We start from the raw sequence: 15806 nt of genomic DNA, 5'->3' as shown, positions 1-15806 counted from the left end.
GGATTTTTTTATTAAGGTTTTTTATAAGCCATTACTCCAGCTTTTATTTCTGTATCTAAAGAATTTTCTTGAGGAGGAATAGGACACGAATAACGATCGCTATACGCACAATACGGATTGTATGCTTTGTTAAAATCAATTGTAACTGTTCCGTTTGGTTGTATATCTGTAGTGTACACATCTATATAACGTCCACCTTCATAAGACGTTTTACCATTCGTGTTATCTAAAAATGGCAAAAACAAATGATTAATATATTCAGGATCAGGATTTACATCTTGATAAATAGCTAACTCAAAATCTTTTCCTTCAATAGAAAAAGACAAAATTCCATATTTTCTATACAACACTACCCTATCTGTTGTTGTTGGAAAATTAAAAACAGGGGCATCTGGCAGTAATGCTATTTTGGCATTTACAGTGTATTTTTCATCAATAGGAAAGAAATCTAACCCTTTAAATTCCTTTAATCCCTTTTTTGTTAAAGGCGATTTTGACGCATCTTTAAATTTGGTATTCATTTCTATCTGAAAATCAGATTCTCCTGAAACCGTTCTTTTCCTTTCGGTTTTACAAGACAAAAACCCAACGACAAGTAACAATATCACTATTTTTTTCATATTTCCCTTTATTTTTCGGTATTCAACAAAAATACTATATTCTTAGTAAAACAAGGCGATTCCTTAAAGAATCATTAAATGATATATCAAAAACTGTTAATTTTCTGCTAATAACTTGACATAACAATATAAAATCACTACATTTATATTTATAGATATATGTCTATAGTTGATGTAGGGGATTTTTCACCGACAATAAAAAAAACTTATAAGCACATAAGGTAAATTGATAATTTTACCTATAGTAAACATAAAGTTTCCTCTAAATTTGTCGCCCCAGTTATTTTAGGGGTTAATTTTTTTAACCAAATCAATTACCAGACAAAACCTAAAAGAAAATTTTAAATTAAAATTGGTAGATTTTATGAAATCAGAATTAATCAATAAGGCAGAAGAGTTTGAAAACAGAAAATTCAAATTTGTAACTACTAGCGATCGAATTTTAGCCGCTAGAGAAGCAAAAGCTCTAATTTTAGAGATTAACGAGGTATACAAAAAAACAAAAGACACTACGTTAATGGACGTCATGAAACGTTTAACAGCTGTAAAACAACGTATTGAAAAACGTTTAAAAGGAAAACCTTTAACTGCCTAAACAATAAATAATTTTTAAGCACGTTAACAATAATATACATAAGAATAGTAGTTTGATTAACTACAGCTCTCATTATAATATTTATTCTTGATAAAGTTCTAAGTAAATTTACTTAGAACTTTTCTTTTTAAATATATTTGTACTTATCGGGATGTAGCTTAGTCCGGTTAAAGTGCTGGTCTGGGGGACCAGAGATCGGTGGTTCGAATCCACTCATCCCGACTTCTATCATTTATATATTTTTCATACTAAAAAAAACTAATCAAGTAATTGACTTGGCAAATAGCCTAACTTCTTTTTAAATGCTACCGTAAAATGCTGTGGATTTTTATATCCTACTTCGTAAGAAGCTTGCGCAATAGTATAATTATCATTTACAATTAAGTCTTTGGCTTTCTCTAACCTTAACGAGGTTATATATTTAAAAACAGTTACCCCATAAAATTGCTTAAAAGCGCTTTTGAATTTAGAAGTGTTAAAACCAGCCAAAACAGAGAGCTTATCAATTGTTAAATCTTTATGTAGATTGTTTTGAATATGGCTTTCTATTTTAACTAGCACTTCTTTATCTTCATCTCTTATAATATTATTTGTACTTTTTAAATTCGATGATTGAAGCGCTAGTAACACTATTTCAGTCAACTTAACTTCCAAGTACGATTTGCGCGCCGCACCCTTAAAGGAGCAATTAATAAATTCATTAACAACATCTCTTAACTTGTTATTTAAAATCATGTTTTGACCTAAAACAGCACAAAAAAGATTTTTCTCTTTTGCTTCTTCATAGTTTTTTAAACTTTCAAGATAAGTAGTTCCCATTTTATCTTTCAAAAAAGATTCTGTAAAATAGATATTTAAAACATTTCTTTTACTTTTTAAACATGTACATGAATATGTTAAAGCAGGTACATACAACAAATTGTACATATTACTTTGTAATCTTATTTCTGAATCCTGATCGTCGTTTAATGAAAGAACCACATCTCCATTAAGAACAATTTGAAGCAAAAAAAAAGGCTGATTTTGAGCTACTTCTAAAGTACAAACCTCTTGATTATTCGCAGTGCAGTCTTGACTTATAACAAATACATTATTTAAGTGAATTCCTTTTAAAACCTCTTTGTTTTCTGAGTACAACTCTTCTTTTAAAGATAAGGTTTCAAAATCTTCTCTATCTATTTTTATCACTTCCTTAGTGTTTCCATTTGAACCTTTAAACCGAAATTCCATTCATTCCTTTTTCGTTATAATAATTCCTTTTTACGTTATTAAGAATCATTTTAAATAAAATACTTTTGCAAAAGTAAAACATTATTTTAATTAAATCTAAATAAGTGAAATTTAAACTACTTCTATTATCGTTACTTGTTACGTTTACGGTTTTTTCTCAAAGCAATAAAAGTGTTATTCACGGAAAAGTTGTTGATAGTTTTGGTACACCTCTTTACGGAGCCACGGTTATTGTTAACAACAATACTCAAGCAACCATCACCAACGAAGATGGTACATTTAGCTTAGAAGGTATTCTTTTAGAAAAGAACATAGTTACAGCTTCATACATGGGGTTTCAATCAAAATCAAAAGAAATAAAATCTTCTACCAAACCAAACAACACTAAACTAGAGGTAAATTTTTCTTTAAATGAAAACTTAGAATTACTAGACCATGTTAGTGTTCAAGGAAAATCTAAAAAAGCTAAAAAAGAAACCAAAGGTTTTGCTGTTAATGTTATTGAAACTAAAGAAGCTAGCCTAAGAAGCATACAAACCAACGAGCTATTAAACACTACTGTGGGTGTAAAAATTCGCCAAGATGGAGGCTTAGGCTCTCGTGCTCAATATAGTTTAAACGGATTATCTGGTAATGCTGTTCGTATTTTTATTAATGGAATTCCTATTTCAATGTATGGTTCGTCTTTTAACCTAAATAGCATTCCGCCTTCAATGATTAAAAACATAGAAGTTTACAAAGGTGTCGTACCTGGGCATTTAGCTGACGATGCTTTAGGAGGCGTTATCAACATCACCCTTCATAAAGGAAGCGAAAACAACTTTAACGCTTCTGTTTCGTATGGTTCTTTTAACACATTTCAAATGAATTTTAATGGTTTGTATCGCGCTAAAGAATCAGGATTTACCATAAAAGCTTCTAGTTTTCTTAATTATTCTGATAATAATTATAAAGTTTGGGGAGGGCAAGTAAAACATATTGAAGTAAACGGAAGCCAAACTCCAATCACAGCTAAAAGATTTAACGATGCTTATAGATCTACGGGAGGAATGGTACAAGCTGGTTTTACCAACGTAAAATGGGCGGATCAATTTTTAGTAGGATTTACAGGTTCAGATGATTACAAAGAAATACAACATGGTGCTTTCATGACTATATTACCTTACAACGGCAGATTTATGAAATCTGACGCTCAACTTGCCAACCTTACTTACCAAAAAAAGGATTTACTTTTTAAAGGATTAGATGTTAACATAACCGGACTTTACGGTACTAGAAATAGAGTTGTAAACGACACGGTAAGTCAAGCCTATACCTGGAAAGGTGTAAAACTACAGAGAGAACAATTTAATCCAGACGGAACAGTAAGTATTGTAGATCATAAATACCCTTGGAAATCTCAGCAAGAAGGAGGACCAACACTTCTCAACATCAAAAGAAATGTTGCCTCAATAAGAACTGGAGTTTCTTATAAAATCAATAAAAACCACAAAATACAACTAAATCATTTTTACAGCGGACTTGACAGAGAAGATAGCGATGAGTTAAAATCGCTTTTAGAAAACACCTTTAAACAAACAAGCGATTTATATAAAAACATCTATTCATTAAGCTACGAATTGAACGCTTTTGAAAACAAATTAAAGATTAACACCTTCGGAAAACATTACGAACAAAAAGTAACAAACACGAAACCTGTTTTTCAAGACAATATTGACGGAACTAAAAGCGTAGTGAATGAAATTTACAACAGTCAAAAAAATTATAACGGATACGGATTTGCTTTCTCTTATGCACTTCTTCCTAACATTACCTTATTAACTTCTGCTGAAAAAGCTATTCGATTACCAAATGAATCTGAAGTTTTTGGAGATGCTGGAGACAATGTAATTCCAAACCTTAAAGTTCAACCAGAAATCAGTAATAATTATAATCTAGGTTTCCGACTAGGAAAATTCAACCTAAAAAAACACGGATTAACCGTTTCTACCAATCTATTTACACGAAACATTAAAGATTTAATTGGACTTCCACCAAACTCAGACGGTCTTAAAGAAAGTGATGAAGTTGTGCAATATGCAAACTTTAATGAACGAACAACATCTAGAGGAATAGAAGCTCAAGTAAATTATAGCTACAATGAAAACTTCGGATTTAATTTTAACGTTTCACGTTTAAGGCTAAAAACAAAAAACAGAGAAGGCATGACGGTAGATGTACCTAACACTCCGTTATTTACCATGAACGCTGCAATGCGCTATTCTGTTCAAAATTTTATTCAGAAAAACTCACGCTTAAACCTATTTTACAACGCTTATTTTACAGATAAGTTCTTGTACCAAAATCCTCCTGGAAATAACAACAGCGGACTTGAGCATTTTCAAATTCCAAAGCAATTTATACAAGACTTAGGACTTAGTTACACATTTCCTAAAAACAATATTGTAGTAAGCTTCGATGCTAAAAATATTTTTAATAAAGCTGCCTACGACAATAGATCAGTACAAAAACCTGGTCGCTCATTTTTCTTAAAACTTAATTATACAATACATAAATTTTAAAAACAATTAGATATGAAAAAACATTTTTTCCCTTTTAGAACATTAGCGCTAGCCGTAAGTTCTTTATCAATAATGGTAAGTTGTAGTGATGACACGAACATAACCCCTAGCGAAGACAAAGACTCAGACAGTAGGTGGATTACCGTGGCAGGTGCCAGAATGGGAACCAACCCAGGCGACGGTAACGGAGGAACATTAATTTACGCTATTAGCTCTAAAGACGCTAAAGATCCTACCAAAACTATCGAGCCTTTCAATAACGGTTTCATTGTACCATCAAACAGGACTGCCAGATTACAAGCTTCGGAAGATGGTAACACAATATTCAACATTAGTTATGCAGGAGATACTGGTGGTAACTACACTAAATATTCTGTAAAAGGTGGGCAAAATTTCACACAAACAGGTTCTGAAATCAGCATTGCTCCTTACGTAGGTACTGCTCCTAGATGGATTAAATTATTCGATGGAGATAAAACTGGTGCTGCTGTTTACATAGCTACCGAACATAAAGTTGACGATAAAGGCACTGAAGCTGTTACCGACGACACATACTTACGCACTGAAGCAACTATGGGAATAGTAACTTTAGATCTAGAAAATTCTGCTATCAAAAACTTTCAAGAGCACAGTATAGCTTTAACTGCAGAAGAAGAAGCTAAAGGTTATTATATCGGTAGGGTTGACATGCCTGTCTTAAACGCAGCAGGAAATAAGCTATATATAGGTACACAAATTCGTAAAGTAAACCCTGAAACCATAGAAAGAGAAAGAAATTTTGAAATTTTAGGCTCTAAAACTATCGTATTAGACTATCCTTCTTTACTAAATCCAAAAGTAGTTTCATCTACAGTAGGACTAGGAAACACAAACGGTTACCGTAGTATCAATGCCTTTTTATATAATGGTGATGTTTATCAGGCAAACCAAGGAGACCCTAACGGTTCACATATCTTAAAAATTAACGCAAACAACGAATATGACAATTCTTATGTTTTAAACTTAGATGAAGCTTTAGGCGTACAAGATGCTTATATTCTTGCTTGGAGACCTACTGATAATGGAAAAGCAATCGTAGCCTATCGTCATGCTGGTTCTACAGAAGGTGTAGCTGGTGCTCAAGGGTTTTTTGCTCTTGTAGATTTGAATGCAAAGACAGCTACCAAGATAGATGCCATTCCTTACGATCCTGACTTCTACCTATTCCAATATCAAGGTTTTGCTATTGAAGGAAACGAAGTATACCTAACACAAGCCCCAGTAGGTAAAAATGGAAATATTTATATTGTAAATACCGAAACAAGCACAGTAACCAAAGGAGCTCAGTTAGTAAACGCTGAAGGAAGCCACTTTATTGGTGCTTGGTAAAGAATAACCAAATACAAATAACCTCTAGTTCCATGTTGACAACTCAACATGGAACTTTTTTTTAAAAAAACCGAACAAAAAAAACACTGTTTTTCAAACACTTAAAAAACATCTCAAAAAAAAGTCACCCAAAAAGCAAAAAAAGTTTTTGCAGTATCAAAAAACGTTATATATTTGCCACGCTTTAAAGGAAAACGCCGATGTAGCTCAGCTGGCTAGAGCAGCTGATTTGTAATCAGCAGGTCGTGGGTTCGAGTCCCTCCATCGGCTCAAAAGCCAAAAGCGCTAACAAAAGTTAGCGCTTTTTTTATGCGCTTATTTTACTAAATTTGTCATAACTCTATTTTTACAAAGACTTAATGAAAAACATATTTGTTATTGGTATTGCAGGAGGAACAGGAAGTGGAAAAACCACTGTAGTAAATCAAATTATCAACGAACTTCCTGCGGATGAAGTATGTGTTATCTCTCAAGATTCTTACTACAAACAAACAGACAATCTTACTTACGAAGAACGCACCAAAATAAACTTCGATCATCCAAGAGCTATTGATTTCGATTTAATGGTTCAACATTTAACTGAGTTAAAAAATGGAGACATCATTGAACAACCTGTATATTCGTTTGTAGCTCACAACAGAACCAAAGACACTATAAAAACCCACCCTAGAAAGGTTATTATTATTGAAGGAATTTTAATTTTTAATAGTGAAGATCTTCGTAACTTGTGTGACATTAAAGTTTTTGTACATGCTGACGCTGACGAACGCCTAATAAGACGTGTTCGAAGAGATATTAAAGAGCGCGGTAGAGATGTTGATGAAGTTTTAAACCGTTACCAAACCACCTTAAAACCAATGCATCAACAATTTATTGAACCTACAAAAAATTACGCTGATATTATTATACCTAATGACAGATATAATACTGTAGCTATCGATATTGTAAGAACCGTAATTAACGACCGTTTATAACATGAATTTTAAATCAATTAAAAATAAACCATCCTTTAAAATCGCTACTAATATTTATGTGATTATACTTACTGTGTTTGTAGTTTGGATGCTTTTTTTTGATGAAAATTCATACCTTACACATAGAGAGTTCAATACAGAAATTAAAGAACTAAACAGTTGGATTGAGTATCACGAAAAGAAAATTAAAAAAGACAAACAAACGATACAACAACTTCAAGACTCTCTTCAATTAGAACGTTACGCAAGAGAAAAATACTTAATGAAGAAAGAAGGAGAAGATATTTATATTATTGAATTTGATACCATAAAAAGTGATGAGTAATTATTTATTTGACGAATTTAACGGTGTTAGCCCCGCTGAATGGAAACAACAAATACAAGTAGACCTAAAAGGAGCCGACTACAACGAAACCTTATTATGGAAAACAGAAGAAGGAATTACTGTAAAACCTTTTTACACCAAAGAAGATAGAACAAACACAAAGGTTAACACTCCACAAAAAGGCTTTGCTATTTGTCAGTCAATTTTTATTGACGATGAAAAAAAAGCCAATGCTTTTGCTATCGACTCACTTCAAAGAGGTGCTTCATCAATTCATTTTTTAGCAAAAAAAGAGTTCGATTACAAAACTCTTTTAAAGGGTATTGATACAGAAAATACCACTATCTATTTTTCTTTTGACTTTTTATCTTCGGAATTCACTAAAGGACTAGCTAGTTTCATCAACTCAGACAAATGTTATTTTAACACAGATATTATTGGTCACTTAGCAAGTTCTGGAAATTGGTATTCTAATCTTAAAAATGACCATACTCAACTAGAAGAAATAGTAAAGACAACCAAAAATGCTATTTGTATCAATGCTTCAATTTATCAAAACGCCGGAGCAACAATTACACAACAACTAGCCTATGCTTTAGCACATGCAAATGAATATCTGAATCATTTTGGGAGTACAGTCGCGAGCAATATCCATTTTAACTTCTCTGTAGGAAGCAATTACTTTTTTGAAATTGCAAAACTAAGAGCTTTTAGGATTTTATGGGATTCTTTATTGAAAGAATATAATACTGATACAACCGCTCATATTTTTGCAGAACCTAGCAAACGTAACAAAACTATATACGACTATAATGTGAACATGCTTCGTACAACTTCTGAATGCATGAGTGCCATTTTAGGAGGCGCAAATACTGTTTCAAATAGCTCATATGATAAAATATTCCACCAACCGAATGAGTTTGGAGAACGTATATCAAGAAATCAATTATTGATTCTCCAGCAAGAAAGTGAACTGGCGGAAGCTCAAAATATTGCTGATGGAGCTTATTATATTGAAACCATCACGCAACAACTAGCACAAAAAGCACTAGAAATTTTTAAACAAATAGAACAAGGTGGTGGCTTTTTAAAACAATTGAAAGAAGGCGTTATTCAAAGAAAAATCAAAGAATCTGCAGATAAAGAACAACAATTATTTGATTCAGGAGAATTAGTGTTACTTGGAACAAACAAAATTCAAAACGAAAACGACAAGATGAAAAACGATTTAGAAGTTTCTCCTTTCTTGAAAATTCGTAACGAGAAAACACTAATTCAACCTATTATTCAAAAACGATTATCTGAAAAGCTAGAACAAGAACGTTTACAAGATGAGTAGAAAAGACATATCAAACATACAGTTACCTAAAAATCAAGAACAAGAAAACAACTCTTTTAAACACGAAGATTTTGTTGCAGGTATTGCTCCTAACTTACGCGGTCCTTACTCTACCATGTATGTTCGTAGACCTTGGACCATTCGTCAGTATGCAGGTTTTTCTACCGCTGAAGAAAGTAATGCTTTTTACCGAAGAAATTTAGCTGCTGGTCAAAAAGGATTATCAGTTGCTTTCGATTTAGCTACACACCGAGGGTACGATTCTGATCATGAACGCGTTCAAGGTGATGTTGGAAAAGCAGGAGTTGCTATTGATTCAATTGAAGATATGAAAGTCTTATTTGATCAAATTCCATTAGATAAGATGTCGGTTTCTATGACTATGAACGGAGCTGTTTTACCTATTTTAGCTTTCTATATTGTAGCTGCAGAAGAACAAGGTGTCACTCCTGAGTTATTATCAGGAACAATTCAAAACGATATTTTAAAGGAGTTTATGGTGCGTAACACCTATATTTACCCACCTACGCCTTCAATGAAAATTATTGCAGATATTTTCGAATACACTTCTGAAAATATGCCAAAATTCAATTCTATTTCAATTTCAGGATACCACATGCAAGAAGCTGGTGCTACTGCCGAAATTGAATTAGCTTACACGTTAGCTGACGGACTGGAATACATTAAGAAAGGATTGGAAGCAGGAATGGACATTGATACTTTCGCTCCTCGTTTATCTTTTTTCTGGGCTATTGGAATGAACCATTTTATGGAAATCGCTAAAATGCGAGCAGGAAGAATGTTATGGGCAAAAATGGTAAAACAATTCAATCCTAAAAACTCAAAATCACTAGCATTAAGAACTCACTGTCAAACTAGCGGATGGAGTTTAACAGAGCAAGATCCTTTTAATAATGTAGCCAGAACTACCATCGAGGCAATGGCTGCTGCCTTTGGAGGAACTCAGAGTTTACATACTAATGCTTTAGACGAAGCAATCGCTTTACCTACTGACTTTTCAGCACGCATTGCTCGTAACACACAAATTTATTTACAAGAAGAAACACATATTACCAAAACTGTTGATCCTTGGGCAGGTAGTTATCATGTAGAGAAACTCACCGAAGAAATTGCCAACAAAGCTTGGAAATTAATTCAGGAAGTTGAAGAATTAGGCGGAATGACCAAAGCTATTGAAAAAGGAATTCCGAAAATGCGAATTGAAGAAGCTGCTGCCAAAAAACAAGCAAAAATTGATAGCGGTCAGGATGTAATTGTTGGCGTTAACAAGTATCAACTAGCAGAAGAAGATCCTTTACATATTTTAGAAGTAGATAACGAAGCTGTTCGTCAATCACAAATCAACCGATTAAACGACTTAAAATCTAAAAGAAATCAGACTGAAGTAGACAAAGCTCTAAACGACTTAACCGAGTGTGCTAAATCAGGTGACGGAAATTTATTAGATTTAGCAGTAAAAGCTGCAAGAAACAGAGCCACTTTAGGTGAAATTTCTGACGCTCTTGAAACTATTTTCGGTCGTCATAAAGCAGTACATAAAACAATTTCAGGCGTGTATAGTAAAGAAATAAAAGATGACGAATTATTTAAAAAAGCAACCGAGTTAGCCGATAAATTTGCTGAATTAGAAGGACGTCGTCCGCGTATTATGATTGCAAAATTAGGACAAGACGGTCACGACCGAGGTGCAAAAGTAGTAGCAACAGGTTATGCTGATTTAGGTTTTGATGTAGATATAGGACCTTTATTCCAAACACCACAAGAAGCCACCAAACAAGCTATAGAAAATGATGTCCATATTTTAGGAATTTCATCGTTAGCTGCTGGACATAAAACATTAGTCCCTCAAGTAATTGCTGAACTTAAAAAATATGGACGTGAAGATATTATGGTTATTGTTGGTGGAGTTATTCCCGCACAAGATTACCAATATTTGTTCGATGCTGGCGCTGTAGGTGTTTTTGGCCCTGGAACAAAAATAGCACAAGCCGCTATAGACATGTTAACTATTTTGATTGATAGTACTGAAGAGTAATCGCTATGCAAATAAGATTCATTGATAGAAAATCAGGTAAAATCATTACCGAAACCCCTCCTGGTGAAGGGTATTTAAAATTATTATACAACAACCCGTTTGGCAAAATGGCTTTGTTACCATTGGTTAAACGTAAATTTTTATCATCATGGTATGGCAAACTCATGAACAAACCCAACTCTATTAATAAAATAAATAGTTTTGTTAGAGAGCTTCAAATTGACATGAGCGAAGCCGAAAGACCTTCGGAAGATTATATTTCTTTCAATGATTTTTTCTATAGAAAATTAAAACCTAGTGCTCGTCCTATTGAAGAAGGCTTTGTTTCTCCTGGTGACGGAAAAATGTTAGCGTTTAAAAACATTTCAGACATTCATAAGTTTTTTATTAAAGGACGAAAATTCACCCTAGAAGAATTTTTAGGCAATAAAGAACTAGCCACAAAACATAAAGACGATTCTTTAATTATACTTCGATTAGCCCCAAATGATTATCACAGATATCATTTTCCGTATGACGGAGTTCCTTCAGAAATGACAAAAATTAAAGGCAATTATTTCTCAGTATCTCCCTATGCTTTAGCCTCAAACTTTACCAAAGTTTTTTGCGAGAACAAGAGAGAATATTGTACTCTATCTACTAAAGACAAAGGAGATATTATCATCGCTCCTGTAGGCGCAACCATGGTAGGCAGCATTATTGAAACTTTCACTCCTAATTCCGAAGTACAAAAAGGAGACGAAATGGGCTATTTTGCTTTTGGTGGCTCAACTATTGTTTTGTTAGTTGATAACTCTAAAATCACTATTGATGAAGACATTTTAACAAATACCAAAAACAAAATGGAAACCTTTGTTAAAATGGGCGAACGAATAGGAAATTAACCCACATAACTTTAACATTTTACATTTTAAAAATGATTGATTTCTTAGGGTGATTAACGCTTTAATCCGTAAATTTGCGTCGTTTTATACTTAGCAGATTTACTGATGAAAAAAATCTTAGACACCCTCTACTCTACCCGTTTAATGGCTGTATTATTTTTTGTTTTTGCCATTGCCATGGGAGTTGCCACTTTTATTGAAAACGACTACGGAACACAAACATCAAAAGCATTAGTCTACAACACTTGGTGGTTTGAGCTAATAATGGTGTTTTTTGTAATTAACTTTTTCGGAAACATTTTCAGATACCAATTATATAAGAAAGAAAAATGGTCTGTACTATTATTTCATATCTCTTTTCTTTTAATTTTAATTGGAGCAGGCATTACAAGATACATAAGTTATGAAGGTTTAATGGTTATTGATGAAGGAGAAACCACAAATCAATTCTATTCAGAACATACGTATTTAAATGTGATTATTGATAATAGCGAGTTTCAAAAAACGACCGCTAATAAATTATTACTTTCTGCTTGGGGAAGCAATTCTGCTAGTTTTACCGAAAATTTCCAACCTCAAAAAGGCGGAAAAAATCACGAGGTTTCTTTTAATTTAGTGGATTATATTCCTTGGTCTGAAACAAAAATGGTACCTGATGAAAACGGAACAGAACACTTATTTTTAGTTGAAAGTTCTGACGGAAGCAGGCATGAACACTACGTTAAAAAAGGAACTATAGAAAACATTCATAATATCTTAGTTGGTTTTGAAGCGGAAGATAGAAATGCTGCTTCAATTAACTTCTTTTATGAAAACGGTAGCTTAAAAATGATTTCTAAAAATGATGGAGATTGGCTTCGAATGGCTGATCAAAAGAAAGGTTTAATAGTTAAGGATAGCGCACAACACTTTCAATATTTAACACTTCATAATGTAAACGGCTTACAATTTGTTGTTCCGAAATCACCTGAAAAAGGAGAAATAAAAACTGTGAGAGGTGAAAAGGATGACAAAAAATATGATACCGTAATTTTTGACGTTACTACAAACGGAGAAACTAAGCGTGTAGAGTTTTATGGAGGTAAATTTAATGTTGATAACCAACAACAATTCAGTATTGGAGAACTAAACTTCAGAGCTTGGTATGGTGCTAAATTATTAGAAACTCCTTTCAGTGTAAAACTAAATGATTTTCAACTAGAAAAATATCCTGGATCAGAAAGTGCTGCTGCTTATGCTAGTGAAATTACAGTAATTGCTCCAGAAGAAACTTTTGATTATAGAATTTACATGAACCATATTTTAGATTATAAAGGATATAAATTCTTCCAATCTAGTTATAAAATTGAAGGCGAACACGAACAAACTCACCTATCTGTAAACCACGATTTTTGGGGAACTTGGATTACCTACATCGGTTACTTCTTATTATTCTTTGGTATGACTGCTGCATTATTTGTAAAAGGAACTCGTTTTCACGATTTAAAACAATCGTTAGTTAAAATCCGTAATAAAAAAGCAAAATTATCAGTAATTGCTTTATTCATTTCTTTAGCTGGCTTTAGTCAACACAAACAACACCAGCCTAATCAAATTACTGAAGCGCAAATTGATTCTATTTTAATTGCTAACAAAGTAAATAATGAACATGCCGATTTATTCAGCTCTTTAGTAATTCAAGATGCTGGCGGACGTATGAAACCTGCACATACTTTTGCTTCGGAATTGGTTAGAAAAGTAGCCCATGTTGATAAATTTAAAGACATGGATCCTAGCCAAATTTTACTTTCAATTACTGAAAGTCCGATGCTTTGGTTAAATGTTCCTTTTATTTATCTAGAGGACGGGAATACACAAGTTAGAGAACTTTTAGGAGTTGACAAAGATGCTGAATATGCACGTTTTATTGATTTTTACAATCCTGATGGTTCTTCTAAAATAAGTAAGCTTGTTGTTGAAGCTGAGAAGAAAAAAATTCAAAATAAATTTGAAAAAGACATCATAAAAATTGAACGTAGAGTTTGGTTATTATCGCAAGCCTTAGGAGGAGGAATGTTACGTATTTACCCAATTCCAAACGATGAGAATAACAAATGGGTTTCGCAACCAGAAACCTTACAAGCCAATTTTAAAGGAACAGATTCGGTATTTGTACGTCAGTCGCTACCTGTGTACTTACAATTATTACAAGCTTCAAAAAAATCTGGAGATTATACTGAAACCAACAAAGTTTTAGACGGAATTAAGAAATTCCAACGAAAATTTGGCGCAGAGGTTATTCCTGCAAAAGATAAAATTGATTTAGAAATTGCTTATAACAAACTAAACATCTTCGTAAAACTCTCGAAGTACTACGGATATGTAAGTTTACTTTTAATTGTATTTGTTTTCTTACAAATTTTTAACAACAAACCATGGGTTAACAAGGTTGTAAAAGTATTAATAGGTATTGTTACCTTCCTTTTTGTTTTCCATGTATTAGGGTTAACAGCACGTTGGCTCATTAGTGGTAATGCTCCGTGGAGTAACGCTTATGAATCTATCATTTTTGTTGGACTAGCTACCATGTTATTTGGATTAATCCTAGGAAAAAAATCTTCATTAACCATTGCTGCTACCACATTTTTAGTATCAATAATATTAATGTTCGCACACCAAAACTGGTTAGACCCTGAAATTGCCAACTTACAACCTGTATTAAACTCTTGGTGGTTATATGTGCATGTATCTGTAATCGTTGCAAGTTACGGTCCGTTTGCTATGGGAATGATTTTAGGAATCTTCTCTTTATTCTTAATCATTTTTACCAATGAAAAGAACAAAAAGAAAATGGACTTACATATTAAAGAGTTAACCGTAATCAACGAAATGGCTTTAACTGTAGGTTTAGTTATGCTTACTATTGGAAACTTTTTAGGTGGTATGTGGGCTAATGAAAGTTGGGGTCGTTACTGGGGTTGGGACCCTAAAGAAACATGGGCGTTAATTTCAATTATGGTATATGCTTTTGTATTACACATGCGCTTGATTCCTGGATTAAGAGGAAGATATACTTTCAACCTATGGTCTATCATCGCTTTTGCTTCTATTATGATGACTTATTTTGGGGTAAACTTCTATTTATCAGGGCTACACTCTTATGCAAGTGGAGACAAAGTAATCACCCCTACCTCTGTATATTATTCTGTAGCTTTTGTAGCTGTTTTAGGAATTGCTGCTTGGGTTAAGAACAAAAAGTATTACAAGAAATAAGTTGACAGTTTTTCTGTTAAAAAAATGTATTTTTGCAAACCGACAAAAAGAAAAAACAATTATGTTCAATAAAAATATAAAATTAGTTCTAGCTGCTTTAATAACAGTATGGTCTGTGTACGAGTTTACTCAAGGACACATCATGAATGGAATATCAATACTTTTACTAGCTGGACTGTTTATTTTATTTTATTTCAAAAACGAATTTATTCTTTTAGCTTTTTTACAACTACGTAAACAAAACTTTGCTGGAGCTCAAAAATGGTTAGGATATATTAAAAACCCTTCTGCTGCTTTGACCAAAAAACAAGAAGGGTACTACAATTACCTACATGGCATCATGTTATCTCAAACCAATATTACACAAGCTGAAAAATATTTAAAAAAAGCTGTTAAATTAGGCTTAGCTATGGATCATGATTTGGCCATGGCTAAATTACAATTAGCAGGAATAGCAATGACCAAACGTAGAAAAAGAGAAGCTACTACTTTGATGGCAGAAGCTAAGAAATTAGACAAACACGGAATGCTTAAGGAGCAAATGCAAATGATGAAACAACAAATGAAGAAGATTTAATTCTTCTTTAATTTGTTCATTTTAT

At 33.0% G+C, this 15806-nt stretch carries 12 protein-coding genes and 2 tRNA genes; 12 read left to right on the top strand and 2 right to left on the bottom strand.

Annotated features, from left to right (window positions below):
* Positions 1–11: 11 nt before the first annotated feature.
* Complete coding sequence (locus ACR9ES_RS11885; RefSeq protein ID WP_435254358.1) at positions 12–620, bottom strand: DUF1684 domain-containing protein; 609 nt, start codon at positions 618–620, stop codon at positions 12–14.
* A 364-nt stretch (positions 621–984) separates the two neighbouring features.
* Between ACR9ES_RS11885 and ACR9ES_RS11880 the strand changes: the two genes are divergently transcribed.
* A complete protein-coding gene (locus tag ACR9ES_RS11880; protein WP_274634553.1) occupies positions 985–1215 on the top strand; it encodes a hypothetical protein in 231 nt (76 codons plus the stop codon).
* Between the two features lie 147 nt (positions 1216–1362).
* Positions 1363–1437, top strand: a tRNA-Pro gene (locus ACR9ES_RS11875).
* A gap of 36 nt (positions 1438–1473) precedes the next feature.
* On the opposite strand, the gene ACR9ES_RS11870 is transcribed toward ACR9ES_RS11875, so the two are convergent.
* Positions 1474–2445, bottom strand: a complete 972-nt coding sequence (locus tag ACR9ES_RS11870; RefSeq protein ID WP_435254357.1) for a helix-turn-helix domain-containing protein — start codon at positions 2443–2445, stop codon at positions 1474–1476.
* Between the two features lie 104 nt (positions 2446–2549).
* Here ACR9ES_RS11870 and ACR9ES_RS11865 point away from each other — a divergent pair, with 104 nt between their 5' ends.
* The 10 genes from ACR9ES_RS11865 to ACR9ES_RS11820 all read left to right on the top strand — a co-directional run bounded on the left by ACR9ES_RS11865 (position 2550) and on the right by ACR9ES_RS11820 (position 15781).
* Positions 2550–5006 carry a TonB-dependent receptor gene (locus tag ACR9ES_RS11865; protein ID WP_435254356.1) on the top strand — a complete coding sequence of 819 codons (2457 nt, stop codon included), beginning with the start codon at positions 2550–2552 and terminating at the stop codon, positions 5004–5006.
* Positions 5007–5018: 12 nt separating this feature from the next.
* Entirely contained in the window at positions 5019–6374 is a 1356-nt protein-coding gene (locus tag ACR9ES_RS11860) for a hypothetical protein (RefSeq protein ID WP_435254355.1), read from the top strand.
* Positions 6375–6570: 196 nt separating this feature from the next.
* A tRNA-Thr gene (locus ACR9ES_RS11855) sits at positions 6571–6644 on the top strand.
* Between the two features lie 98 nt (positions 6645–6742).
* The gene (udk, locus tag ACR9ES_RS11850) at positions 6743–7348 is read left to right on the top strand and encodes a uridine kinase (RefSeq protein WP_274635074.1); all 606 of its coding nucleotides are present in this window, start codon (positions 6743–6745) and stop codon (positions 7346–7348) included.
* Between the two features lies 1 nt (position 7349).
* Complete coding sequence (locus ACR9ES_RS11845) at positions 7350–7673, top strand: FtsB family cell division protein (RefSeq protein WP_408034882.1); 324 nt, start codon at positions 7350–7352, stop codon at positions 7671–7673.
* Complete coding sequence (locus tag ACR9ES_RS11840; RefSeq protein ID WP_435254354.1) at positions 7666–9012, top strand: methylmalonyl-CoA mutase subunit beta; 1347 nt, start codon at positions 7666–7668, stop codon at positions 9010–9012. Before ACR9ES_RS11845 ends, ACR9ES_RS11840 begins: the two co-directional genes overlap by 8 nt.
* The gene (gene scpA / locus ACR9ES_RS11835) at positions 9005–11068 is read left to right on the top strand and encodes a methylmalonyl-CoA mutase (RefSeq protein ID WP_298999976.1); all 2064 of its coding nucleotides are present in this window, start codon (positions 9005–9007) and stop codon (positions 11066–11068) included. The genes ACR9ES_RS11840 and scpA overlap by 8 nt, the downstream gene beginning before the upstream one ends.
* Before the next feature lie 5 nt (positions 11069–11073).
* Positions 11074–11952, top strand: a complete 879-nt coding sequence (locus tag ACR9ES_RS11830; RefSeq protein WP_435254353.1) for a phosphatidylserine decarboxylase — start codon at positions 11074–11076, stop codon at positions 11950–11952.
* Between the two features lie 105 nt (positions 11953–12057).
* Complete coding sequence (gene ccsA, locus ACR9ES_RS11825; RefSeq protein WP_435254352.1) at positions 12058–15204, top strand: cytochrome c biogenesis protein CcsA; 3147 nt, start codon at positions 12058–12060, stop codon at positions 15202–15204.
* A 61-nt stretch (positions 15205–15265) separates the two neighbouring features.
* Positions 15266–15781, top strand: a complete 516-nt coding sequence (locus tag ACR9ES_RS11820; RefSeq protein WP_299034175.1) for a DUF2892 domain-containing protein — start codon at positions 15266–15268, stop codon at positions 15779–15781.
* Positions 15782–15806: the final 25 nt, after the last annotated feature.

Source organism: Tenacibaculum sp. A30, from assembly GCF_051200845.1.
In the GTDB taxonomy this organism is placed as follows: Bacteria; Bacteroidota; Bacteroidia; order Flavobacteriales; family Flavobacteriaceae; genus Polaribacter.
This window is presented reverse-complemented; position numbering and strand designations above follow the sequence as displayed.

Bases quoted from the DNA above. Each gene is read 5' to 3' on its own strand.
- ACR9ES_RS11885 (WP_435254358.1), bottom strand. From the start codon at position 620: ATGAAAAAAATAGTGATATTGTTACTTGTCGTTGGGTTTTTGTCTTGT.
- ACR9ES_RS11880 (WP_274634553.1), top strand. From the start codon at position 985: ATGAAATCAGAATTAATCAATAAGGCAGAAGAGTTTGAAAACAGAAAA.
- ACR9ES_RS11870 (WP_435254357.1), bottom strand. From the start codon at position 2,445: ATGGAATTTCGGTTTAAAGGTTCAAATGGAAACACTAAGGAAGTGATA.
- ACR9ES_RS11860 (WP_435254355.1), top strand. From the start codon at position 5,019: ATGAAAAAACATTTTTTCCCTTTTAGAACATTAGCGCTAGCCGTAAGT.
- ACR9ES_RS11845 (WP_408034882.1), top strand. From the start codon at position 7,350: ATGAATTTTAAATCAATTAAAAATAAACCATCCTTTAAAATCGCTACT.
- ACR9ES_RS11840 (WP_435254354.1), top strand. From the start codon at position 7,666: ATGAGTAATTATTTATTTGACGAATTTAACGGTGTTAGCCCCGCTGAA.
- scpA (WP_298999976.1), top strand. From the start codon at position 9,005: ATGAGTAGAAAAGACATATCAAACATACAGTTACCTAAAAATCAAGAA.
- ACR9ES_RS11830 (WP_435254353.1), top strand. From the start codon at position 11,074: ATGCAAATAAGATTCATTGATAGAAAATCAGGTAAAATCATTACCGAA.
- ccsA (WP_435254352.1), top strand. From the start codon at position 12,058: ATGAAAAAAATCTTAGACACCCTCTACTCTACCCGTTTAATGGCTGTA.
- ACR9ES_RS11820 (WP_299034175.1), top strand. From the start codon at position 15,266: ATGTTCAATAAAAATATAAAATTAGTTCTAGCTGCTTTAATAACAGTA.